This is a genomic window from Hydrocarboniclastica marina, from assembly GCF_004851605.1.
GTDB classification, from domain to species: domain Bacteria; phylum Pseudomonadota; class Gammaproteobacteria; order Pseudomonadales; family Oleiphilaceae; genus Hydrocarboniclastica; species Hydrocarboniclastica marina.
In genome coordinates this window covers 2857686-2880522 of sequence record NZ_CP031093.1, presented here as the reverse complement: position 1 = coordinate 2880522, position 22837 = coordinate 2857686, and the positions used below count along the sequence as shown (strand labels likewise).

The 22837-nt window shown below is 57.9% G+C and carries 20 protein-coding genes; 11 read left to right on the top strand and 9 right to left on the bottom strand.

Annotated elements, in window-relative coordinates; genetic code table 11:
- Nucleotides 1-75 precede the first annotated feature (75 nt).
- The 5 genes from soil367_RS12840 (at nt 76) to soil367_RS12820 (ending at nt 6451) form a co-directional block, all read left to right on the top strand.
- Entirely contained in the window at nt 76-522 is a 447-nt protein-coding gene (locus soil367_RS12840) for an HhH-GDP family DNA glycosylase (RefSeq protein ID WP_136549470.1), read from the top strand.
- A gap of 296 nt (nt 523-818) precedes the next feature.
- Nucleotides 819-1499, top strand: a complete 681-nt coding sequence (locus soil367_RS12835) for a lipase secretion chaperone (protein ID WP_172962344.1) — start codon at nt 819-821, stop codon at nt 1497-1499.
- A 298-nt stretch (nt 1500-1797) separates the two neighbouring features.
- A complete protein-coding gene (locus soil367_RS12830; protein WP_136549468.1) occupies nt 1798-3297 on the top strand; it encodes an ATPase domain-containing protein in 1500 nt (499 codons plus the stop codon).
- Nucleotides 3281-5416: a putative bifunctional diguanylate cyclase/phosphodiesterase gene (locus soil367_RS12825; protein ID WP_136549467.1), complete on the top strand. Its 2136-nt coding sequence runs from the start codon at nt 3281-3283 to the stop codon at nt 5414-5416. The genes soil367_RS12830 and soil367_RS12825 overlap by 17 nt, the downstream gene beginning before the upstream one ends.
- Nucleotides 5417-5506: 90 nt before the next feature.
- Nucleotides 5507-6451, top strand: coding sequence for a patatin-like phospholipase family protein (locus tag soil367_RS12820; RefSeq protein ID WP_172962343.1), 945 nt, complete (start codon nt 5507-5509; stop codon nt 6449-6451).
- 16 nt (nt 6452-6467) lie between these two features.
- Here soil367_RS12820 and soil367_RS12815 read toward each other — a convergent pair whose 3' ends face one another.
- A complete protein-coding gene (locus soil367_RS12815; RefSeq protein ID WP_136549465.1) occupies nt 6468-7364 on the bottom strand; it encodes a cation efflux transmembrane domain-containing protein in 897 nt (298 codons plus the stop codon).
- A gap of 151 nt (nt 7365-7515) precedes the next feature.
- Here soil367_RS12815 and soil367_RS12810 point away from each other — a divergent pair, with 151 nt between their 5' ends.
- Complete coding sequence (locus soil367_RS12810; RefSeq protein WP_136549464.1) at nt 7516-8397, top strand: LysR family transcriptional regulator; 882 nt, start codon at nt 7516-7518, stop codon at nt 8395-8397.
- 70 nt (nt 8398-8467) lie between these two features.
- Here the strand turns inward: soil367_RS12810 and soil367_RS12805 are convergent, their stop codons facing one another.
- Genes soil367_RS12805 through soil367_RS12795 form a run of 3 tightly spaced genes read right to left on the bottom strand, consistent with a single transcriptional unit; the run spans nt 8468 to nt 10605 of the window.
- A complete protein-coding gene (locus soil367_RS12805) occupies nt 8468-8842 on the bottom strand; it encodes a YajD family HNH nuclease (RefSeq protein WP_136549463.1) in 375 nt (124 codons plus the stop codon).
- Nucleotides 8843-8899: 57 nt separating this feature from the next.
- On the bottom strand, nt 8900-9781 hold the full coding sequence (locus soil367_RS12800) for a mechanosensitive ion channel family protein (protein ID WP_136549462.1): 882 nt from the start codon (nt 9779-9781) through the stop codon (nt 8900-8902).
- 26 nt (nt 9782-9807) lie between these two features.
- Nucleotides 9808-10605 carry a DUF432 domain-containing protein gene (locus tag soil367_RS12795; RefSeq protein WP_136549461.1) on the bottom strand — a complete coding sequence of 266 codons (798 nt, stop codon included), beginning with the start codon at nt 10603-10605 and terminating at the stop codon, nt 9808-9810.
- Between the two features lie 641 nt (nt 10606-11246).
- Between soil367_RS12795 and trhA the strand changes: the two genes are divergently transcribed.
- Together trhA and soil367_RS12785 are read left to right on the top strand one after the other, a co-directional pair.
- Complete coding sequence (gene trhA, locus soil367_RS12790; protein WP_136549460.1) at nt 11247-11912, top strand: PAQR family membrane homeostasis protein TrhA; 666 nt, start codon at nt 11247-11249, stop codon at nt 11910-11912.
- Nucleotides 11913-12078: 166 nt separating this feature from the next.
- Nucleotides 12079-12288 carry a hypervirulence associated TUDOR domain-containing protein gene (locus soil367_RS12785; protein WP_136549459.1) on the top strand — a complete coding sequence of 70 codons (210 nt, stop codon included), beginning with the start codon at nt 12079-12081 and terminating at the stop codon, nt 12286-12288.
- A gap of 46 nt (nt 12289-12334) precedes the next feature.
- On the opposite strand, the gene soil367_RS12780 is transcribed toward soil367_RS12785, so the two are convergent.
- The 3 genes from soil367_RS12780 to soil367_RS12770 all read right to left on the bottom strand — a co-directional run bounded on the left by soil367_RS12780 (nt 12335) and on the right by soil367_RS12770 (nt 16463).
- The gene (locus soil367_RS12780) at nt 12335-13876 is read right to left on the bottom strand and encodes a methyl-accepting chemotaxis protein (RefSeq protein WP_136549458.1); all 1542 of its coding nucleotides are present in this window, start codon (nt 13874-13876) and stop codon (nt 12335-12337) included.
- 158 nt (nt 13877-14034) lie between these two features.
- Entirely contained in the window at nt 14035-15894 is a 1860-nt protein-coding gene (locus soil367_RS12775) for a sensor domain-containing phosphodiesterase (RefSeq protein ID WP_136549457.1), read from the bottom strand.
- 227 nt (nt 15895-16121) lie between these two features.
- Complete coding sequence (locus tag soil367_RS12770) at nt 16122-16463, bottom strand: cupin domain-containing protein (RefSeq protein WP_136549456.1); 342 nt, start codon at nt 16461-16463, stop codon at nt 16122-16124.
- 371 nt (nt 16464-16834) lie between these two features.
- Between soil367_RS12770 and soil367_RS12765 the strand changes: the two genes are divergently transcribed.
- Both soil367_RS12765 and soil367_RS12760 read left to right on the top strand, forming a co-directional pair.
- A complete protein-coding gene (locus soil367_RS12765; protein ID WP_425459984.1) occupies nt 16835-17518 on the top strand; it encodes a type 1 glutamine amidotransferase domain-containing protein in 684 nt (227 codons plus the stop codon).
- 87 nt (nt 17519-17605) lie between these two features.
- On the top strand, nt 17606-18430 hold the full coding sequence (locus soil367_RS12760) for a hypothetical protein (protein WP_136549454.1): 825 nt from the start codon (nt 17606-17608) through the stop codon (nt 18428-18430).
- 144 nt (nt 18431-18574) lie between these two features.
- Here soil367_RS12760 and soil367_RS12755 read toward each other — a convergent pair whose 3' ends face one another.
- Together soil367_RS12755 and soil367_RS12750 are read right to left on the bottom strand one after the other, a co-directional pair.
- A complete protein-coding gene (locus tag soil367_RS12755) occupies nt 18575-19294 on the bottom strand; it encodes a hypothetical protein (protein WP_136549453.1) in 720 nt (239 codons plus the stop codon).
- A gap of 254 nt (nt 19295-19548) precedes the next feature.
- Nucleotides 19549-20154: a GNAT family N-acetyltransferase gene (locus tag soil367_RS12750; protein ID WP_136549452.1), complete on the bottom strand. Its 606-nt coding sequence runs from the start codon at nt 20152-20154 to the stop codon at nt 19549-19551.
- Nucleotides 20155-20343: 189 nt separating this feature from the next.
- Between soil367_RS12750 and soil367_RS12745 the strand changes: the two genes are divergently transcribed.
- Nucleotides 20344-22668, top strand: coding sequence for a mechanosensitive ion channel domain-containing protein (locus tag soil367_RS12745; RefSeq protein WP_172962342.1), 2325 nt, complete (start codon nt 20344-20346; stop codon nt 22666-22668).
- Nucleotides 22669-22837 lie beyond the last annotated feature (169 nt).

Here is a 22837-nt window from a genome sequence, read left to right as displayed (position 1 = left end):
CCTTCGGGCCGCTTTTTCATGTTGTGACTACTGCTGGTCGGTTTGGCCAGCTACTCGGGGTGAAAGGGGCGGTCAATGGCTCACGAAGTGAAGGCGAAAGATCTCGGCATTACCCTGGCTAAAGGGGACGAAGCTGCGCTGTTCAAATGGTTCCTTGCCAGTTTTCTCTTTGGCAAACGGATTCAGCAGGACATCGCTGTGGATGCCTACCATGTCATCGTCGACAAATATAAACGCGACAGTCCTCGCAAGCTCTGTAATTGCAGTTGGCAGACGTTGGTCGACATGCTTGGCGAAGGCCGGTACGTTCGTTACGATGAGTCCACTGCCGAACGTTTGCTCAAGCTTTGCGACCGTCTGAATACGGAATATAAAGGCCGGGTCGGGACAATTTTCGAAGTCAGTGACAGCCGCAAAGACCTCGACAGGCGCTTGAGGGAGTTCGATGGCATCGGTCCCAAAACAGTCGAGATTTTTATGCGAGAGGCCGGTCCGGTCTGGTGCGGGTCAGACTCGATATAACACCGGTTTCGTTGGACGACACCTCCCATGGGGGCCGCGGGGCGGGACGCTCCAGGCCGGCTGTGCCTTATGAACTCTGTTTCGTGACACGAACGCGGCCCGGATCGCGTTGGGCCGGGGTCCTGAGGTAGAGGCTGAGCCGAAAACGCCAACCCGCCTGGGCCTTGCGCTGGCGCAGGAGCTACATGAACAGCAAATGGTCACTGTCCAGGTTTTCCCTTACGCTAATTTGCGTGGGTTCTGTGTTGCTTGCAGGCGCTGTCGGCTTTGTTTTTTTCTCCTCTCAGGAAAAGCCGGTGGCAGAACGCACTGAGATCGAAGAGCCAACATTTTCGAATACAGGGATTGAGGCTTTACTCGACTGGTTCCGCCTGCAGGGTCAGGGCACGGCGACGCCACAGGTTGAGTCTACAGACGGAGGCTCGGCTGTTCTCGAGCCGGCGCCGGCCCAGTCTCATGAATTCGACCTCGACAGGGTCTCAGCTGTTCTGGCAGACCTGGAACTGGACGACGCCGGTAACCTGATAGTGAACGATAGCATGCTGCCCGGGCTTAACCAGGTCTTCCTCGGCACGAGAGAGCCGCTTAGTCCGGCCCAGGTTGAAGAGCTTCAGCTGCTGGTTAGAACGGGTTTAGGCGGATCGGCCGGAGAGCAGGCTGCAGATGTGGTGGAGCGGTTCGCCCGCTATTCGAATGCCTATCGCGAGGTTGGGTCCTCCCTGCAGGCAGAGGTCGAGCCCGATGTTCTTGCGGGTTATCTGGAGCAGCTGGAGATCATGCGCCGGGCCCATCTCGGCGATGAACTGGCTGGGGCCCTGTTCGACCGTGAAGAGGAAATGACCCGCTATACCATCGAGAGCATGCGTCTGGATCGCGACCGCACGCTATCGGAGCAGGAGCGCCAGGCTCGGCGTCAGGTGCTGACCGATAAGGTGCAGCAACTGCTGGCAGACGATCCCGGCCCAGTCGGTCCCTGACCCCTAGCCCGTCATCCATCACCCATCACCCTAATCTTCAGCCGTCACATAGTCTTCAGTCGTCAAACAGTCTTCGGCCGTTAAACAGTCCGGAGCTGCACGGGCCGGGCCGGGTGAAGGTTCAGCTACGGCCACATTGCTGTATGACAATGTACGTTTTTCAGAAGCCTGTTAATATTTGATGTTGAGAACTGAAGCGCCTTAACCGCATGGGCATGCTTTGCGATGACAACGCGTCCCGCGGGCGATGGGCTTTTCGGCGCTGCATATTGTTTAACACCCGTGACCGGGCTTCTATATGAATTCGAAAGTACGCGAAACCTCGCCCATGATCTCGACGGGCATTGATGGCCTGGACGACGTGTTGTGCGGTGGCTTTACCCCTAACAGACTCTATCTCATAGAAGGGACGCCGGGCGCCGGCAAAACCACACTGGGACTTCAGTTCCTGCTGGAGGGCGCGCGGCGCGGGGAAGACGTCCTTTATATTACGCTTTCCGAAACGGAAGACGAACTACGTGCGGTAGCGGCCTCGCATAACTGGGGGCTCGAAGGTATCCATATTCACGAGGTTGTTCCGGACGAAGACCTGCTCGATCCCGACCAGCATTACACAATTTTCCACCCGTCCGAGGTTGAGCTGGGCCAGACTACCAAGAAAATCCTGTCCAGCGTCGAGGCCCTTAACCCGACACGCGTGGTTATCGACTCGCTTTCCGAGCTCCGGCTACTGGCCGAAAGCCCGCTCAAGTACCGTCGGCAGGTGCTGGCCTACAAGCAGTATTTCACCAAGCGTAATTGCACCTGCTTGATGATTGACGACAAGACCACCCAAAGCAGTGATCTGGAAGTGAAGAGTATCGCTCATGGTGTGGTGACGCTTGAACAGGTGGAGCGTGACTACGGCAGTGACCGCCGTCGGCTGAGGATCCAGAAATACCGTGGGGTCGGTTTCCGGTCCGGCTTCCACGATTACAACATCCTTCGGGGCGGGTTGGTTGTCTACCAGCGCCTCGTAGCCGCCGAGTCCCGCAGTGCACGCGCCCAAGAGCAGATAAGCATCGGCGACCCGGCTTTTGACGAGCTGCTCGGTGGCGGGATTGAAGCAGGCACCAGCACGCTGGTAAATGGTCCGGCAGGAACCGGCAAGTCGACGATCGCGGCCCAGTTGCTGGCGGCGGCGGTTGCCCAGGGCCGCACGGGAGCCATGTTTCTGTTTGAGGAAAGCAAGAATACCCTGCTTAACCGAACGGATCAGTTAGGCATCAAGTTGCGTTCGGCCTGGGAAGAGGGAACCGTGACACTGCAGGAAGTGGACCCGGCGGAGCTTGCACCAGGCGAACTGGCTCATGCTGTGCAGCATGCCGTCGAGGAGCGCGGTGCCAGCGTGGTCGTCATTGACAGCCTTAACGGTTACCTTAACTCGTCGCCGGATGAGCGCTTCCTGATTACGCATCTGCACGAGCTTCTCACGTACCTGTCCCAGCGCGGTGTGGCATCTATTCTGGTCGGCGTTCAGGCGGGCCTGGTGGGAACCATGAGAAGCATTCTGGATGTGAGCTATCTGGCCGATAACGTCATCCTGTTGCGTCATTACGAATATGGGGGCGAGCTCAAACAGGCCATCTCGGTCTTCAAGAAACGAGGCGGTGGTCATCAGAAAATGATCCGCGCCCTGTCTATTACAAGCGATGGCCTCAAGGTCGGCGATGCGCTTTTACGTTTCCATGGCGTTTTGACAGGCGTCCCTGAATACAGGGCAGAGCCTGACATTGAGCATAATGACCCGTCTACCTGACCGACAAAGCGAGTTGCGCTCCCAGCGGCTGCTCATCCACGCGGCGACTGTCAAGGACGGGCAGCTGGCGAGCGAAGTGCTGGCATCGGGCGGCGTCATCAGTACGGTCTGCAACAGTGTGGCTGCGCTACAGCAAGCCCTGCTAGAGGGCGCTGGTGCAGTACTGACAGTGGAGGACGCCCTCGAGGGGCAGTTGATGGACGTCCTTCGGGCGTACGTTGCCCAGGAACCGGACTGGTCCGATCTGCCCATTCTTGTTCTGGCGGGGCAGGGGGCTGACTCCGTCATCATGCAGCGGGCTGTTCAGTCACTGCCCAATCTTGTCGTGCTTGAGCGACCGGTAAGGACCGCGTCCCTCATAAGTAGCGTGCGCTCGGCTTTGCTGGCGCGGGGTCGACAGTACGAGGTCAGCGAGACCCAGGCGCGGCTTCGGGAAAACGAACAACGTTTCAAGTCAATGTTCGACAACCATCCCGACGGAGCATTCATTCGCGACCTTGATGGGAGTTTTCTCTCCATCAATGAGGCTCATGAATATCTTCTGGGTTATTCCCTGGAGGAGTTTCAGGCAATGTCGGAAGAGCGCTACGTGGTGCCTGAGTTTCTGGAGCGTACGCGATCAGCGTTCGATGGTGCCCGCCTCGGCAATGCACAAAAATTCCATACGCGAAAAATTCGCAAGGACAACACCCGGGTCGATGTGGAGGTGGTGCTCTTCCCCGTAGTTGTCGATGGCAGCATTGTCGGGGTTCATGGCGTAGCCCGGGATGTAACCCAGGCAAACCACAATGAACGGCGTATAAGATACCTCGCAACGCACGATGCACTGACGGGGCTCGCCAACCGGACAATGCTCGACGACAGGCTGCACCATGCGCTGGAACAGGCCAAGCGCAATGATCGACAGATTGGCGTGCTTTTTCTGGATCTCAATCGCTTCAAGCAGATTAATGACAGCCTCGGCCATGAGAAGGGCGATCAGCTGTTAAAGATTATCGCATCCCGGCTGCTCGGCTCGGTTCGCGAAGCAGATACTGTCGCACGTCTAGGCGGCGATGAGTTCGTGATTGTGCTGGAAGACTTGGAGTCGAGCGATGCCATGTCGGCGATCGCTACGGCTGTCATTGATACTGTCGAAGAGCCGATTCGGCTGGAGAACCACGAGGTCAGCGTCTCCACAAGCGTTGGCGGCAGTGTTTTCCCAAGAGATGCCTGGGACGCCAATAGTCTGCTCAAGTTTGCAGACCTCGCCATGTACCGGGCGAAGGAGCAAGGCTCGGGCGCATTCCGCTTTTTTGACAAGCGGATGAATCAGCATGTGCTTGAAAGGCTGCTGACTGAAAATGCTTTACGGCTTGCCCTGCAGAATAATGAGCTGGAGGTTTACTACCAACCGAGAGTTAACGTCGAGTCCGAGAAAATTGTCGGCCTTGAGGCATTAATTCGCTGGCACCATCCTGGTCGGGGTCTGGTCCTGCCTTCCGAGTTTATCCCGCTGGCGGAGGAAATCGGGATGATCACCCAGATCGGCGAGTGGGTCCTGGAGACGGCATGCCGGCAGTCGCGTATCTGGTCGGATATGGGGCTGCCGCCCACCCGGATATCGGTCAACATCTCCGCCTATCAATTGAGTTCGCCTACCTTTGTCGAACGTATTCAGAGGGTTTTGGGGGCATCAGGTCTGAATCCCTGCGACCTGGAACTTGAAATCACCGAGAGCAGCCTGATGAAAAACCTTGAGGTGAGCTGCGAGCATCTCAACAGCCTCAGGAGCCAGGGTATTTTTATTGCCATGGACGATTTCGGCACCGGCTACTCATCCCTTGCGCATATCAAACGGCTGCCCATTGATACGCTGAAAATTGACCAGTCGTTCATAGTTAATATCGCGGAAGATCATAACGATGCAGCAATCGTCTCTGCCACGATTGCGCTGGCGCATCACCTGGGCCTCAACGTCGTGGCGGAAGGGGTGACGGATGAGGAGCAGGTTGCTTTCCTCAAGGCTCAACACTGCCAGGAGTTGCAGGGGTATCTGTTCGGCAAGCCCCGCCCGGCTGCGCAGACCACCGAGCTTCTGAAGTCTCCGAAGTCGGTTTTTGCAACAGCCGTGCTATAGGTTGACCGAGCCCGCAAAAGGGCCTGGACGGCGGGATTCAATCCGGGCCTACCGGATTAGATTGGGTTTTTTATGCCAGGGAGGGTTGGCATGGCGAGTTACCGCATAATTTCCATTGACGGCGGCGGCATCCGGGGGCTGATCGCGACGATTCTTCTCCAGCGTCTGACCCAAACACCCGGCCTTGAGCGTCTGCTCGACACAACCGACCTGATCGCAGGCACCTCGACCGGAGGGCTCGTAGCGCTGGGGCTCGCCCATGGCATTGAGCTACAACAACTGCGGGCCCTTTACATCGACAAGGGGCCAGCGATCTTCGACGACTCCTGGTGGGACGATCTGACTGACCTTGGCAAATTTGCCGGCGCGGATTACAGCACACTGCCTCTGCGGCGGGAGCTGAAACGGCTCTTTGGCAAAGTGGAGCTTGGCCAGTTGTCCAAGCACGTCCTTATTACCACCTTCGACCTCGACAACGAACGCCCCGAGCGCAGGACCTGGAAACCCAAACTGTTCCACAACTTTGTGGGACCAGGGGATGACCGGCAGGCCCGCGCTGCGGACGTTGGCCTCTACACTTCTGCGGCGCCGACCTATTTTCCGGCCGTCGATGGCTTCGTGGATGGCGGTGTCTATGCCAATAACCCCTCGATGTGTGCCATAGCCCAGGCCCTGGACGAGCGCTATCAGCCGACGCCGGCGCTGGAGGATATCCAGGTCCTGTCGTTAAGCACTGGCAATATCCTGCAATACGTCAAAGGAAGAAACGTCGATTGGGGCTATACCCAGTGGCTTAAGCCCCTGGTCAACCTGATACTGGAAGGGACCACTTCCATCACCGATTATCAGTGTCGGCAGCTTCTAAGGTCCCGGTACCATCGGGTCGATCCGGAGTTCCCGCCCGGTGTACGAGTTTCACTGGATGCGGTGAACAAGATTGATTACATGGTGGCGTTCGCCGAGCAGTATCCGCTTGAAGATACTGTAGATTGGCTTCGTGAGAGTGGTTGGGCTGGACCACGTGAAAAGGACTGAGGAATTGGCGGCTCTTTCAGTCCGCCTGAAGTCTCAGGGGGCCGCCCACTGCGTAGAAATTGACGCGGATTACGGCCTGAAGTGGCAGATCGTCTAGGCAGGCTTCCAGTTTACGCCGGGTCGAGGCCAGGTCTGAAAGAGCCGCGGCAGGGGCGTCGACGTCGACGATCAGGTGGCAGCCTACTTTCGCCAGCCGGATCTCATCGCGGCGTATGCCCTGGGCCGAAAGGCGTCGGGTCACCGTACGACGAAGGTCGGGCTCAGGCGTGCTCAGCATTACCTCGCGTATTGCCCCGACAGTCATACGCAGGGGGACTGTCAGGAAGTACAGCGACGCCAGCACTACCATTGCCGGGTCCGCATAAACCGCCCAGGCGGCGAAAGGCGTCAGTACCAGCAGGCTGGCCAGCATGAACCCACCCATTACCGCCATACTGATGACCATATCCATCAGCCATTGCCGGCTCTCGGCGGCGATCAGCTCCGAATCACAGCGGGTCTGTTTTTCCTGGAGGTAGCGCCAGGTAAACCAGCAGCCGGCCACGTTCGCCGTAGCGAAGACCAAGGCCAGGTCGGCCTGTACCTCGCGACCACCAGACGCCAGCGCGGCAATCGCTGAAACAAGCGATATGACACAGACCAGCATGATAACCACGCCTTTAACCGCTACAGTCAATGGCTCGGCGACCATGCGGCCAAAATTGAACCGGGAGTCCGCCGGTTTTTGCAGCAGTTGATGTACCCCCAGAGACAATAGGGAGAGGATCAGGCTGACCAGCGAATAAGCGCCGTCAAAAACAATTACCAGTGAATCTGCAGCCAGACCCCAGCCGATGCCTGCGAGCGCGAACGCGCCTGCAGAGAATGCGGAGAGTTTCAGGACCTGTTTTTCATTCACGGAAGGGACGGGCATGGCAAGCTCGGGCGGTTAAGGATGGGAACAGCTTGAGTTGAAGTCTAGCGTTGGTGTGGGGCGAAAAGCGAAGCGCTCAGCGCCGGATATTCCGGCGCATTCGATTGCCAAGTGCTACCATGAGTCCCATTAAGTGGAGGAGAAAAGGGCTATGCGTACATCCCAGGCTGAGCTTTTCCTGATGGTTGTCGAACATGGCTCAGTGGCGGCAGCGGCCCGAGCCCTGGGCCGCAGCCGGACCACGCTCAGCACGGCCATAAGCGCACTTGAGGACGAGCTTGGCGTGCAATTGTTCGAACGAGCGGGCAATCAGCTGCGCCTGACCCCCATCGGTTCCGCGATTCAGGCTGACTGCCAGCGGCTGGTGCAGACAGCGCGTCAGATTCAGGTGCGTTGCTCACACCAGCTGGCTGGCGTTGAATCAGCGCTCAGGATCGCCCGGGATGATGCCCTGCCTGAAGCTTTCTGGCGGCAGACCATGGCGGCGCTCAAGGCACGGTTCCCGTTAACCGGTATTTCAGTCTACCTCGCCCCGCCACAGGACCTGTTGACCCTGGTGTCCCGGCAGGCTGTGGACATAGCGTTCGGCCTGGCGCCCGAGGGCGTAAACGATACCAGCCTGCACATGGGCGAGCTCGGCGATATCCGGCTGCTGACCGTCGCGGCGGCCGGGCATCCGCTGTGTCGTCTGCCGCAGGTGAACCCTGAGGACCTGCAACTGCACACCGAAATCACGACGGCATTTCTGCGGGATGACCTGCTGGTTCCCCAGGCATCGGAATCACCCAGTTACCTGGCTTTGGCCCAGTTTGAACTGATACGGGACGCGGTATTGGAAGGCGCCGGCTGGGCCCGGCTCACGTTGCCGCTGATAGCGGCAGCGCTTCAGGATGAGCAGCTGCGCGTTCTGAAATATCGCGATGCCATGTCCTGGCGAAGCTATGTCACAATCACGACGGATGGAACCCGTAGCGGCCAGGTGATGACGTGGCTGGAGAACCGGCTGGTGGATTACCTGGCTCGCTTCACCTGAAAGCGCCCAGGGGGCGAGCGCCCGTGTTGGCAGATCCGGCCTCATGGCGCTATGGCGCACGGTATACCGGTTACTTTTTCTTTTGCTCCAGTGCCTCTTTGAGGCCCGCGAATGGGCTGAAAGTGGCCGCTTCCGTTGCAGACTCTGCGCTACCGCCGTAGCGTACGAAAGCCTCAAACTTGCTATGTTCCTCGTCGTGGCAGTAAAGGCACAGAAGCTCCCAGTTGCTGCCATCGGACGGATTATAATCGTGGTCGTGGTTGACGTGGTGCACAGTCAGCTCGCGCAGATTGCTATGAGTGAACTCGCGGGCGCAACGACCGCAAATCCAGGGGTACAGTTTGAGCGCTTTTTCCCGATAGCCCTTTTCCCGCTGGGCGATGTACTGGCGCTGCTCGGCCAGGATACGATCCATTTTGGCGTTCTTGTCGCTGTTGCTGGCCATTTTTCACCTTCGGCTGTTTCATCGATTCCGCAGAGTCTGTCTTTTGTAGTGTAGACGTCAGCCGGGGCGAGATTCTTCTGGGCCCTCGGTTGGGGCGTCCCGGGCCGGTGTTTCTGCCACAACTCTCACCGGGAATGGTTCGGTTTCGCTGCCCGCGTAGAGTGTTCGGTGAGGAAAGGGGATTTCGATACCTTCTGCATCGAAGGCTTCCTTTACCGCCTGCTGGAGGCTATTGCGCAGCTCAAGGAAACTTCCGCGCTTGGCCCAGACAGAAAACTGGATGTTGAGGGCCGACTCACCGAAACCCGTGAATATAAACAGCGGCGCGGGGTCGTCCAGGCAAAGTGGGTTCTTGTCAGCGACGGTCAGCAAGACATCTCTGACCCGACCGATATCCTCCCGGTATGCCACCCCGATAAGCAGGTCGAACCGGCGGATGGGGAAGCGGGTGAGATTGGTCATTTCGGTCTTTATCAGGCTCTCGTTGGGAATACGCACAAACAGGTTGTCAAAGGTGCGTAGCTTGACCGACAACAGATCGATGGACAGAACCTCACCTGTCGTAGTGCCTACCCGAATAATGTCGCCCAGCTCAAAAGGCCGTTCACCAACCAGAAACAGGCCGCTTATGAGGTTGGAGGCCGAGGTTTGTGAAGCGAATCCGATCGCAACCGACAGCACCCCGGCCGCGCCAAGTAAAACGCTCAGGCTGAAGCCCAGCTGGCGCAAAGCTGACGCGGCAAAGAGCCCCAGGATCAACCAGTAAACCAGTCGGCGAATCATGGTGCTGTGATGCGCGCTGAAGTGTTTGAACGCTACTTTGTGAGCGCCTCTGGCAGCCAGCGCGGCCACCAGAAGTCCCACCGTTGCCATGAGAATGGCTCGCGTGACGGCGATGACGCCGTCCAGTTCGGCCAGGCTGGTCAGAGAGTCTAGCATTTCGGTCTCCGTGGGTTACGCGCGAACTATTCCGCAAACATGCTGATGAACGCGCGTACAACATTGTTACGGGCGGGCGGCGTTCTTGCTTCAGCCAGGGCAACCGCACCAGCTGGCTGGCGACCTATTTCCATCTTGGCCAGCTGATTGTCCTCGGTATGTTCCAGCGAGACGGGCTCGGTCCAGAGGGTCCCGTCAGCGTGACCATACACCCTGAGAAAGGGTACCGGGATACTGAGCTTCTCGATGGCCAGGATAGCATCGGACTGATTGCGGATATTCACAGGCGTGACCGCTCTGTGGGGCCGCAAGGGCATGTCACTTTTCTCATTGCGGGCATGCGTCTTGGTGGCGTAGCAAAGCTCTCCCACCCGGGTTGAAGGGCCGAACCAGGTATCGGAGAGCCGGAGCGTGTCCAGCTCCTGCAAGACAGTATCGGGATCCTGCAACTCAACGCTGACGCAAACAGGGGAGCTGATAAAAAAAGTAATGCTTTCACCGGAGGGTATGCGGACCGGTTGATTTGTCTTAACCACGATTGGCCGGTCCAGCAGTCGAGGCTTGAGCCTGAAGCGCGTCGGTGGTCGCTGGAACACATAGCGGTTCACCGTCAGGTGCTGCGGGATTTCGCTGACGGCTTCGCTGATCACGCGGTAGTAGTCCTCGGAGTCGGGGAAATTCTCCCACGCAAGCAGCCACTCGGACTGGCGCCGCTGGAGATAAACTGAGACCGGCCCTACCGCATAATGCCGGATCTGTTCAACTTCGATATCCACAGGTTCCCACCAGGGCTTGAGGGTATTATCGGGCTCTGTTTCGGTCACACGTAAAGGCTCTCTGGCTGTCAGCTTTCAAGTATAAGGGATGTTAGGAGTCAGACTCAGCGAGTCGGTGCAAAGAGGGCAGGCGACCCGTCGATAAGTTGAGTGCCTGATTATCAGATAACGTCGACATTATTACGAATGGATTTCTTATTGTGGCCCCGTCGTCAGTCCGCCTGCCCGGCATATGTATTTCTACCGCTATCGGAGAGCGGGCTTCCTGCTAACATCCTCTGAGCAACAGTGCATGCGCAAAGCCAGGGAACGGCCTGGCACAAGCGCAGGTTGATCTTGGGGCGGCATCGTCGTGATGTCGAAGTGTTGTCATAGGGATTTACGTGGGGTGTGAACATGAGTAAAGAGCAGAGAAGCACTAAAGAAACGAAGAAAAAGCCCGCGCTGACCGCAAAGGAAAAGAAAGTCGCGAAGCGCGACAAGAAGGCGTCCAGCAGCTGAGAAGGCATAGCGTACGGGTCGTCGTGCGCGGAAAGCCGGTTAGGCAGTCATCGCCGCCTCGATAGGGGCGGCGATGTCGTTTTTGACGGTCAGGAGGTAGCGTTCACCGCCCCAGGGCGAGCCAGCGAATCAGTTTGCGTACAACTGTACACTAAAGTATGGTGGGCTATTGTTGATCGAGGTAGTCCATGAACGATTCGCCGATCCCCGTACTCTCGTTTCACCGTCGGATTGAAGAGTGGCTGAATAGCTTAACCCACGGGCTGGGCGCCATCCTTAGCGTCGTAGGGACGGTGGTGCTGTTGATCGCTGCAGGCAACGCCGGTGATGCCTGGAAGGTTGTCAGCTTCAGTATCTTTGGTGCCTCCCTGATCCTGCTCTACCTGTCCTCCACGCTGTATCATGCCGCCCGGCATCCGCGTCTCAAGACGATACTGAAAACGCTGGACCACTGCGCCATCTTTCTGCTGATCGCAGGCACCTACACACCTTTTCTGCTGGTCAACCTGAGGGGGTCCGTAGGCTGGACTCTGTTCGCAATAATCTGGGGCCTGGCCATTGCCGGGGTAGTGCTAAAACTTATCTACGGCCATCGCTACGAGTTGCTTCGGGTCGGTATTTACCTCGCCATGGGCTGGCTGATTGTGCTGGCTTCCTCGGATCTCGCCGATAATCTTAACGCTGCCTCTCTCTACCTCACAATCGCTGGGGGTGTGGTTTATACCATCGGCGTGGCGTTCTTCCTGGCGGACCGGGTTCTGTACATGCACGCGGTATGGCATCTCTTTGTCATTGGGGGCAGCGCCTGCCATTTTAGCGCGGTGTACCTTGGGGTTCTGCCTTACGCGGCCTGAGTTACAGACTGGTTCGGCGAAAGCGTACGCCTTCACCGTACCGCCCCGGCTATTTTCGACTGAACAACCCGTCTGGTATAACGGCAGTGAATCAGTTGTGGCCAGGTAGGATGTGTTGCAAAGTCTGGCTGCAACCAGGACCTGCAAGTCAAGAGGAGGCAGCCGAATGAGCAGGAAGTTCAAGGTCGGGGATCACGTTCGGTGGAATTCAGAGGTGGGACATGTCACAGGCAAAATCCTGAAAGTCCACACGGCCGACACAGAGTTTATGGGCCGTATGCGCCGTGCGTCTCCAGCTGAGCCTCAATATGAGATCAAAAGTGACAAAACGGACCATGTCGCCATGCACAAGGAAGGTGCGCTGGAAAAGGTCTGACTCGTGCGTCCTGTCAGCGCGGTGCGCTGGTCGGACGGTTGCTGCATCAGGCGCGGTCAGACGTCCTGATCTGCTGCAGGTCAGCGTTCAGCTCTCTGATCCGTTGGGTAAGAGCGCTTAACACCTTCGCGTTACTGGCAGAGCTCTGGCTTACGGCCTCGCTGGTGGACTTCATCTCCTGGGCACCCGCAGCGACTTCCCGGCTCACACTGGATTGTTCCTCTACTACGGCTGCGATCTGCTGTCCGCGGTCACGGATATCCTCAATGGACTGGCTGATCTGGGCCAGTGCGGAGTCGGCCCGCTGATGGAGATCTACAGTGCGCGCGACCTCTGCCAGAGCTTCCGCCATGGAAGCCTGGGAGCGTTCGGCAAACTGTACCAGCGTTTTTACTATGGCACTGACAGAGGCGGTGGTCTCCTGGGATCGTCTAGCCAACTGGCGCACTTCGTCCGCCACGACCGCAAAACCGCGTCCGCTATCCCCGGCTCTGGCAGCTTCGATGGCGGCGTTCAGTGCAAGCAGATTGGTCTGCTCGGCAATTGCGTCGATTACCGAAACCGCTTTGGCTATGTCGTTACAACTGGCCGACAGCTGGTGCACCTCCTCAGCGGAATTACTCAGAGTTGCTGCGAGTTTGCCAGTCGCTGATGATGCCTCACGGTATGCTGACTGGCCCTCACAATTAGAGTTCCAGGCCGCTTCGCTGGCATCGGCCACGCTCGCCGTCTGCCGTGCCAGGGCCTCAATGGACTGTGCCATTTCACCGGTTGCCGCTTCTACTGCAAGGCTTCGGTTGAACTGCTGTTGGGTATCGTTGGAGATGTTCTGGCTGTCCGCCTGAAGTTCGGGCAGGGTCTTCGCGAGGCTTTGTAGTGAATGAGTCACCGTGTAAACCATGCTGTCCAGCTGCTCGATTGCGTTTCCAAAGGACCTGAGCAGTTTGTTATCACCGGCGTCGACGGTGAAGTCCAGGTTAACGGAGCCGCTCTCCGATTGCATGGCCCGCGTAGCCTGTGCCAGGGCGTCGGTGACACGCTTGTCTTTCTGCATGGCAAGGGCGATAGCAACCAGAATGGAGGCTTCAATGACCACATACGCCGCATGGTGGAACACCATCATCCATGAGGCCCCGTCAGCGAAAACAAATACCCCCCACCCCTGAGCCTGTAACGCATTGAACAGGACATGGTGCGCTGCAATCACCAGCGCTGAGACAAGCACAGGCTCCCAACGCCGGTATGCCAGGGTCACAGCGAGCGCGACAAAAACGCCGAAATGAAGCTCCAGCAAGCCATGGCCCTGATGAATCTGCAATCCGACAAATATCTGCAGTAAAGCCGCGTTGATGAATTGCAGCGCCATACTCCCGCGCAAAAACCTGAACAGAACAGTCGCGACAGCAAGCAGAGGTAAGGAAAGCCCTACAACCAGACCCCAGGTGTCGTGCTGTGAGGCAAGGGCGATAGTGTAGAGGCAGCTGAAGCCTATGATGCCGAGCATCAGCAGATCTATAGCGCGAGCCCAGGCGGCGCCCTGGCTCGCGGCCAAGGTCTGAGAGGAAGAGTGAACGGCTTGTTTTTTCACGCTGAGGGGCTCCAGTGACTCAAGTTATCTCTTCTGAGTATAGATAGCTCCTGCACGTGCGTACGGATTTTTCTGTATAGTTTCTGTCATTATCGAGCAGGTTCTGTGCGGTCGCGAATGCAACAATAAGATCGGTTCGAACGGAGCGCGGCGCCCGGTCAGTGTCGACCGACCGCAGCGCGGCCTGTCGCGGCTGGTTGAGGCAGCCGTTTGGCCGATGAAGGACCCCTGGGCAACGCCGTCTGGTCTTCGCGCTGTCGCTGACCCCAAGGACTTTGTTGTAGCCAGTTCTCGAACACATCGATTTCCAGCGGTTTCGCCAGCAGGTAGCCCTGAACCTCATCGCACCCCATCTCGGCCAGGATGCTATAGGCCGCGTGGGTTTCAACGCCTTCCCCAACCACCCTGTAGCCGAGGTCGTGGGCCATGGAGATCATGGACTTAACCAGAACCCTGCCGCGCGCGTCCGTGTCCAGGTGGGAAACAAACGAGCGGTCGATTTTGACGACATGGGCAGGGATCTGCTGCAAGTAGAACAGGCTGCTGTAGCCGGTACCAAAGTCGTCAATGGCAATTTCGATGCCAGCCTCTACAAGTGCGTCAAGCTGGCCACGGGCGGCGTTGCTGTTGCTGATCAGCGCGCTCTCGGTCAGCTCCAGCTCGATAGCGCTGTACGGCAGGCCGGCCAGAGCCATTCGAGAGAGTATGCGGGCGGCGAAGTCCTCTTCCTCAAGGTTCGCGGCGGACACGTTGACAGAGATGCAGAGGTCAATGCCCCGGTCGCGCCATGCTTCAGCCTGCTTGATGGCGGCTTGCACAACCCACTCCGTCAGAGGGCGGGCCAGGGGTGAGTTTTCCAGCAAAGGGATGAATTCTGCCGGCGAGACTTCGCCCAGACTCGGGTGATGCCAGCGCAGCAGGGCTTCAGCACCACGGCAGTGGCCCTCCGGAACGATAACCCTGGGCTGGTACACAAGGCGAAGCTGGTCAGGAGAGCCGAGAGCGGCCGAAAAGTCGTTCAGCAAGGCAAAGCGACGCTGGTACGAAGCGTCCAGTGCCGCAGAGTAAAGCCCGGCTCCGGACTCGCTTTCGCGGGCGTCCTGACAGGCACTGTGTGCCATCCTCAACACATCTTCAGGCGTAACTGAGCCCATAGCAAAAGGAGCAACGCCAACCACCGGGTCGATCATCACACTACTGATGGCCTGGGTGTTGAGGTCTGCCAGTTCTGCGCGGACACGCAGCGACTCACGGATCGGGTCAAAGCCATCCTCCACCTCGACGACGTGAACATACTGCCAGGGGCTGAGGTGATAAAGATGCGTGCCCGGTTTAAGTATCGCGCTCAACTGCTGTGCTGCGGCACGGGCCAGACTGTCCAGGTAATTTGGCCCCATGACCCGGCGCAGGCTGCCCAGCTTTGATACATCGACAAGCTCTGTCAGCAGGGCGACGCGACTGCTGTCGGGGTTATCGCGGGCCATGTCCTCGAGATCCTCGGCGAACTGGCTGCGATTGGGCAGACCTGTCAGCGGATCTGTTCTGCCCAGGGCGTGCCGCAATTCAACCTGTGCCATGACCATCGCAGCGAGATCCCGCAGCACTGCCAACTCCTGCTCAGAAGCTTCGCGGGGTTCTGTACCAAGAACGCACATGGCGCCGAGCGTGTAGCCATCACGAGTGACCAAAGGCGCGCCGGCGTAGAAGCGGATCCCGGTCTTTGCCAGATGGCTGCTACTGTATCTGGGGGACGCCAACAGATCGTTGACTACAAGCGTATCATTGGAGTCACAGACTTCCCCGCAGCAGGCGCCAAAGCGGGGAATCTCTGTATGGTCGACGCCGACCCGCGACTTGAACCATTGCCGGTTTGCATCAGTTAGCGAAACAGCGGCGATCGGAAGCCTGAAAAACTGGCTGGCCATGCGCGTGATCCGGTCGAAGCTCTCACTCGGCGGCGTATCAAGCAGGTTCAACTGCCTCAGAGCGTAGAGCCGCGACTGCTCATGGTCGATCATACAAGAGGTTCCTGCTTAACTTACCCGGATGGGCGCACAGAACGCCAGTACACACTACCGCAACGAAACCTGCATTAGTGTTGCTGTAACTTACTGTGTGTTTTCGTCACAGGTAGTCCGAGCATGTCGCGCACGAGTAACGGCTAAGGCCCGGGCGCGCTGATGGGATCAGTCAGGGCTGGCATCAGGCGCTCAGGGGGAAGGGGTATTGGCGGGAGCCTATGGTGCTAACGTTCTGCTTTTGGCTTGAGAAAAATAGTCACCAGAACTGATGCATCCTCAATACCCTTGAGTGCGTGTGGATCGCCGCCGTCGAGGTAAAGCAATTCCCCGGCTGCCAGTTGTTGCGTCTTGCCGCCGGCGCTGAACTCAATGATGCCCTCAAGGCACTGAACTGTTATTTCGCCGGGCACCGTATGCTCGCGGAACTCCTTGCCCTCGGGCAGAATCAGACGAAAAACCTGCAGGTGCTCGGATTTAAGCAGCGTGGCGGTAACTGTGCTGGCCAACTTGTCTCCAAGGGGGCGGATGTCGACGATTTCCCCGGGTACCGCATGGTGAAGGGCCATTTTTATCCTCTCTGAACGTGAACTGAAATCAGGCGCAGTATCACCCGGACAGGCCGCGCGACTGCCGCGAAAGTTCTACAACAGGGGCCACTGTGCTCCAAATGGCACACTAGCATGAGTACCTGCCGGCAATCAGTACCCGCTGAGTAAACAACCGCACGTTCTCCTGAAAAACCACCTGTAAAACCGTGTGCATTGCCGCGGCCACCGCGAGCCCCAATAGGCTGCGTCAACAATAATTTAGCGCTCTCCGGTTGTAATCCGACTGCGTCGTCACAAAGTGGAAACTGAGTGTCACCGTGTTCAGTAACACTGGCCCAGCTATAGACAGCCACAGCCAGTCAAAGAAGGAGACTCCCGTGAAAGTATTGATGGTTCTCACGTCCCATGCCCAATTGGGTGATACCGGTAATAAGACAGGTTTTTGGCTCGAGGAGTTTACTGCCCCTTACTATGCATTCCGTGATGCCGGCGCCGAGGTTACGCTGGCCTCTCCCAAAGGCGGTCAGCCCCCGGTGGACCCTAACAGCGAGGCTGATGAGGCGTTGACGGACAGCACGCGCCGCTTCAGCAAAGACGCTGCGGCCAAGAGCGCGATGTCCAGCACCAAGAAACTGGCGGATGTGACCATGGACGCCTTCGACGCGGTATTTTTTCCGGGCGGCCATGGGCCGTTATGGGATCTGGTAGAGAACACAGACGTTCTTCGTCTGCTCGAAGCGGCCGGCCGTGATGGCAAGGTCGTAGGCGCTGTCTGCCATGGCCCGGCTGTTTTCCGCGATGCCGAGACGCCGTCAGGGGACTATTTCGTGAACCGGCGGAAGGTCACGGGATTCAGCAACAGTGAAGAAGAGAGCGCGCAGCTGACTCAGGTAGTGCCGTTTCTGGTTGAGGATATGCTCAAGAGCTGTGGCGCTGCATACAGTTGTGGCCCAGACTGGTCTCCACATATCGTGGTCGATGGCAACTTGATCACCGGCCAGAATCCGTCCTCGTCGGAGGGCGCTGCCAAAGCTGTACTGCAGGCGCTGGAGGAGGCGGGAACCGCCGGCTGAGAAAGCCGTCGGCATCTCGGCGTTATGCTGCACCGGCCTTTCTGCGAAAGGCCGGTCTCTACATTTGATCACCAGGCCTCCCGGCACATGAAAACGTCTTTGCTCGCACTCCCCCTTTTTGCTCTGTTGAGTGTCTTTCTGATGTTAACCGCCTGTCGTGACCAGGCCGACCATCTCGAGCTCAGCCTGTCCGACTCTCAGTTACAGTGGGTAGGGCAGATGGTTTTTCAGAACGAGTGCGCCGGTAAAGAAGCCTGCCTGGTGCACTGGAACGCGGGGGAGGCCTTTCCCTCGTTGGGCATCGGCCATTTTATCTGGTACCCCGCGGGGGTCGACGGGCCTTTCGTGGAGAGTTTTCCGAGGCTCATATCGTTCATGCGTGAGCAGTCCTTGAGCCCTCCTGAATGGCTGCTGGCGTTGCAACCACTGGATGCTCCGTGGCCTGATCGGGAAGCTTTCCTGCAGCAGGAAAACAGCAGTCGTGTTCAGTCCCTGCGCGAGTTTTTGGCCGGTACTAAAGGTGCTCAGGCTGCCTTTATGTTTGATCGCGCCCGAACATCTCTGGCCAGTGTGCTTGAGGCAGCGCCTGCCGGTCAGCGGGAGCAGATGCGGGACTCTTTGGTTGCACTGGCCTCGACCGCCGGTGGAACCTATGCGCTGATTGACTACGTCAATTTCAAGGGCGAAGGACTGGCAGAGCGCGAGCGCTATAACGGGCAGGGCTGGGGACTGTTGCAGGTGCTCGAGCATATGCCCCACAGCGACGCGGCGGATCCGCTGGAGCGATTCCGGGAAGCAGCCGGGGCCGTTCTTACCCGCCGGGCCGAGCAGGCGCCGAAACCTATTGAGAAACAGCAGTGGCTGGCGGGTTGGCTTAAGCGTATCGCCACATACCGGGAACCCGGCGATTAACAAAACAAAGCGTGCGATCTATTCCAGGGTCCAGGGTCCAGAGCGGGTGCAGGTTGCTGAAGGCCCGGTGAGACGGGTTCAGAAAGTTGAGTATCGGGTTGAGCGAGCCCCTGCTCAGGCGAACAGGGGCGGCAAGGTTTAGCTTCAGAATACAGCGTTCAGGCGGATGATGCCTGGCAGGCTGGTGATATCCTGGGCGCCGCCGTGGAATACGACGAAATCGAGGGTGATCTCTTCTTTCACGAGCCAACGCATTCCCAGATCAACGACGGTGTCATCGTCATCTCCGCCACTGACGAAAACCACTTCTGCGCCTGGCTGGAAGCGGCCGTACTCTGTGTCGAACAGATTGTAGTGGGCACCAAAGCCGAGGTTGAAGATCGTGTCATCACGCTGGTCATCTGCAATCTCCAGCTCGGGATTCACGTTGAGGATCAAGCCCTGTTCAACGACTGTAAAGGCTGCGCCCAGGACGATGTTGGTGTAGTCGAAATCATTGCCCTGATCGTCTTCATAGTCGATATGAGCTAGGCCACCGTAGATAGCGGTGTTGATGTTTATGTTTTCCGCGGGAATGGGTGCCAGGCCCCACTTCAGTGCGATCTCATTGGCTTCCGTGTCGCCATTAAGCGCGCTATTGATGATGATCTCGCTGTTGGGGACGCCGATTCGCACACCACCAATGTTCTGGTCGCCTATGCCTGTCGCCAGATCAACCGAGAACGTTTTCGGTTCCGCAATCAGTCCGCGTTCCAGCAGAAACCCGCGGGTTGGCTCGATATAGTTCTGTGTAGATTGGGCCAGGGCGCTGGTCGCTGCGCAGGCGAGGGCGAGGGTAACGAACGCGCGGTTGCCGTGATTCATGGTCTTTTCCTAATTCCATTTGGGTTTAAAGTGGCGAAAATTTAATAGGTATCGGCGCCCATTGCAATTGGAATACGGACAGGTACGACTTGAGTCACTAAAAGAACTCGGTTGCGAACGCGGCGAGCCTGGCTAACAAGGGCCGGCGTGAAGAAATACACGGGTTGTAAACTGAAGAGGCGTCGATAAGGTTGGTCCGGCACTCGGTCAGATCTGGATTTATAGCCGCGTCGAGCGCTCCGCGGCCAGTTTGACTACAAGGTTTTAATCCAGAAAACCATTGGCTTACTGCTGCTATGCGAGTCGCCGCGATCCGTCCACGCATAGGTTGTACGCATGTCAGCACGCTCTTCATAGCCGCGCCGGCGCCAGAACGCATCAAGCGGGACGTAATCCGCGGGCCGGGCGGGGTGAGTTTCAGGACGGGCGACTCTGCAAAAAGTGCTGTAGCAAAGACCGCCCAGCGAGCGGGCGTGCCGTTCGCGCTCGTCAAAAAAGCGGTGGCCCAAGCCGAGACCCCTGTACGGACGACGCAAGATAGATTCGGCGCAGTAAAAGACCTCTGCCGGATCGAAGCCGTGCTCAATAAAAGGTCGTCTGAATTCGTCGGTTTCGTGCGCCAGAGGCAGCCCGGTTGCAGCGCCGACTAGGCTTTTTCCGGTTAGGGCCAGCACAGCTATAGCATCCGGCGAGTCGGTATAGGTGCTGAGATAGTTTTGTTCGTAGTCCATGCTGCCCTGGTAAAGATACGGCCACTCCCGGAACACTTCGATACGGAGCGCCGCGATGTCCTCAAGGTGCTGGGCAATTTCCCTGCCCTTGAGGCTGACGATCTCTATTGGATGGTCGTCAATGGTCATCGGGAACCTCCTCTGGCTGGCGGTCTAGTACAGCATCAACCGCAGCCCGTGAGCAAACCTCTGGAGATTGTCGACTTGTCCTTGTGCAACTGCGCCTTTACTCTCTTTTCCGGAACCCCGCCATCGACGGGTGGCGCGCGTCGGCGCAGGAAAGGTAGGGTAGAGTCTCAAGTTCACGGAGCGATAGAGATGGGGCAGTTTGGAGCAAGATTGCGTGTTCATTGGCCTGTGAGGGTTGCCTTGCTGGCGCTCATCCTGTTAATGACCGTCGCCAGCCAGGCAGAAGAAGCGTCGACACAGCAGCCAGAAAGCAAACCCGACTACAGCGCTATGGCCAGCCTTCTGGAAGACGAGGCCTCGCGTAATCGGTTAATCGCGGAGCTACGGGCGCTGGCAGAGAACAAAACACAGGAAGGCGAGGGCGATTCTCTCGCTGATAAAATCGACCTGTCGCTAGCGGCCCCTGTTTCTCTGGCTGGCGAAACCCTCGATCTGGTTGAATCCATTTCAGGTGAAGTGACGACCGCTGTCGACGCAGTTACGGCAATCGATTTCTCTGAGCGTAGCGGTACTCTAAGGGACTTTTTCAGTGCGCTAATTCGGCTAGGGCTGGTCGCCCTGGTTAGTATCCTGGTCTATACACTGGCCCACAAACTGGCCAATCCCATCTCTGGCCGTGCTGCCAGCTGGGTCGAGAAGGGCCAGCGCACCACCCGCGTCTGGCGCGAGCTCGCGGGATTTGTCGTTCCCCTGCTGACGGCGCTGCTGTCAATCGCTCTGGCCTGGGCAGCAGCCTGGACTGTGGCGCTATTTTTTCTGTCTCCGGATGACGGCATCGCAGATGAGATTGCGGTTTTCCTTAATGCCTTCCTGATAGTAGAGGGAACAAGGGTCCTGTTGGAGGCTTTTCTTTCGCCCGAGTATAAAAACCTGCGGCTCGTTCCCGTCGAAGACTCAAGCGCTCGTTACTGGAACCGCTGGGCCGGCTGGATTATAGGCTTCGTGGGTTACGGGCTGCTGGTGGCTTATCCACTACTGAGCGATAATTTTTCGCCGGCGCTGGGGCAGGTACTGGCGCTCGGCATCATTCTCGTGACCTACGTTACGCTTGCGGTTCTCGTGTTACGCAACCGCCAACGCGGCCGCATGCGTCTTCAACGTACTTCCCGCTCTGCCGGCATGGCCATGACCCGGGGACTGCTTGGCGTCCTGGCTCGCGTCTGGCACATTCTGGCCCTGCTTTACCTGACGGCACTGATGCTGGTGGCCATCAATGATCCTGAGAACGGGCTCCCTCTCATGGCCAAGGCCACGGCGCAAACAGTGCTGGCGATCGGGCTGGGTGGGCTCCTGTCTTCGATATTGACCCGGTTGATTGGTACGCGCCTGCGCCTGCCCCAATCAATCGCGCACTGGTCTCCCGCACTGGAAACCCAGCTCAACCGTTACCTGCCCACGTGGATGAAAGTGATCCGTATCGTCATTACCTTTGTCGTCATTGCTGTGGTCATGGACGCTTGGACAGGGTTTGACCTGGCGGCGTGGGCTGAATCAGAAACAGGCGCCTGGCTTATTGAAAGCGCAACGACGGTCGCACTTATCGTCACTGGCGGCGTGTTGGTGTGGGTTTTTGCCGCCAGCTGGATAGAGCACCGCCTGACTGAAGATGGGCCTTCAACCGCTGCCAGTGCCCGGCAGAAAACCCTACTGGGGCTTTTCCGCAACGCCATTGCGATCGCCGTTATGATTGTCACCCTGATGATTGTGCTGTCGGAGCTTGGCATCAATATCGCCCCGCTTCTGGCGAGTGCCGGGGTTCTCGGGCTGGCGATCGGGTTCGGGGCGCAGAAGCTCGTTCAGGACATTATCACCGGAATTTTCATTCAACTCGAAAACGCGATAAATACCGGGGATGTCGTGACGGTCGCGGGATACTCCGGTGAAGCGGAGCGCATCACCATTCGCTCCCTCGGCCTGAGGGATCTGTCGGGCACTTACCATATAATCCCGTTCTCTTCGGTCGATACGGTGTCGAACTTCATGCGAGGCTTCAGCTATCACCTCGGCGAATACGGCATCGCCTACCGGGAAAACACCGATGAGGCGCTGGATCACATGCGCGCAGCTTTCGACGAGCTTAAGGAAAACCCGGACCAGAGTCCCTACATTCTTGACGATCTGGAGGTGCACGGAGTTACCCAGCTGGGCGACAGCGCCGTTATGCTCAGGGTTCGGATCAAAACCATGCCTGGGAAACAGTGGGGTGTTGGTCGTGAGTACAACCGCCTGATAAAACGCCATTTCGATGCGGCCGGGATTGAAATACCCTTCCCGCATACCACGCTCTATTTCGGACAGGACAAGGACGGCTCTGCGCCGCCCGCGCCCATCACTGTGCTGGACAGGGGTAAGCGCAACGCGCAGAGTGATAGTCAGGAGCCGAACCTGCTAGGCAACGACGAAGATGCCGAGGAAAGTGATGGGTCCGACCGAAAAGGAGAACGGGACCTTTGACGAAGCGGGGGCTCCATGCCGGGGGTAGGACCCGAATATGCCCCGCTGCCCAGGCTTTCCTACAGAATCGTAACTGAATGCGCCTGGTTCGGTAACTATACTGCTTTTGCGCACGATCCGGCGAAAAGTGTAGAAAATCCGAGGGTTTGAGTTTCTTCGGTATGCAGAA

Coding starts and splice junctions, on each gene's coding strand:
- soil367_RS12820 (WP_172962343.1), top strand. CDS start 5,507: ATGGCGAGTTACCGCATAATTTCCATTGACGGCGGCGGCATCCGGGGG.
- soil367_RS12785 (WP_136549459.1), top strand. CDS start 12,079: ATGAGCAGGAAGTTCAAGGTCGGGGATCACGTTCGGTGGAATTCAGAG.
- soil367_RS12755 (WP_136549453.1), bottom strand. CDS start 19,294: ATGAATCACGGCAACCGCGCGTTCGTTACCCTCGCCCTCGCCTGCGCA.
- soil367_RS12815 (WP_136549465.1), bottom strand. CDS start 7,364: ATGCCCGTCCCTTCCGTGAATGAAAAACAGGTCCTGAAACTCTCCGCA.
- soil367_RS12775 (WP_136549457.1), bottom strand. CDS start 15,894: ATGATCGACCATGAGCAGTCGCGGCTCTACGCTCTGAGGCAGTTGAAC.
- soil367_RS12830 (WP_136549468.1), top strand. CDS start 1,798: ATGAATTCGAAAGTACGCGAAACCTCGCCCATGATCTCGACGGGCATT.
- soil367_RS12765 (WP_425459984.1), top strand. CDS start 16,835: ATGGTTCTCACGTCCCATGCCCAATTGGGTGATACCGGTAATAAGACA.
- soil367_RS12770 (WP_136549456.1), bottom strand. CDS start 16,463: ATGGCCCTTCACCATGCGGTACCCGGGGAAATCGTCGACATCCGCCCC.
- trhA (WP_136549460.1), top strand. CDS start 11,247: ATGAACGATTCGCCGATCCCCGTACTCTCGTTTCACCGTCGGATTGAA.
- soil367_RS12745 (WP_172962342.1), top strand. CDS start 20,344: ATGGGGCAGTTTGGAGCAAGATTGCGTGTTCATTGGCCTGTGAGGGTT.
- soil367_RS12825 (WP_136549467.1), top strand. CDS start 3,281: ATGACCCGTCTACCTGACCGACAAAGCGAGTTGCGCTCCCAGCGGCTG.
- soil367_RS12750 (WP_136549452.1), bottom strand. CDS start 20,154: ATGACCATTGACGACCATCCAATAGAGATCGTCAGCCTCAAGGGCAGG.
- soil367_RS12840 (WP_136549470.1), top strand. CDS start 76: ATGGCTCACGAAGTGAAGGCGAAAGATCTCGGCATTACCCTGGCTAAA.
- soil367_RS12800 (WP_136549462.1), bottom strand. CDS start 9,781: ATGCTAGACTCTCTGACCAGCCTGGCCGAACTGGACGGCGTCATCGCC.
- soil367_RS12810 (WP_136549464.1), top strand. CDS start 7,516: ATGCGTACATCCCAGGCTGAGCTTTTCCTGATGGTTGTCGAACATGGC.
- soil367_RS12760 (WP_136549454.1), top strand. CDS start 17,606: ATGAAAACGTCTTTGCTCGCACTCCCCCTTTTTGCTCTGTTGAGTGTC.
- soil367_RS12805 (WP_136549463.1), bottom strand. CDS start 8,842: ATGGCCAGCAACAGCGACAAGAACGCCAAAATGGATCGTATCCTGGCC.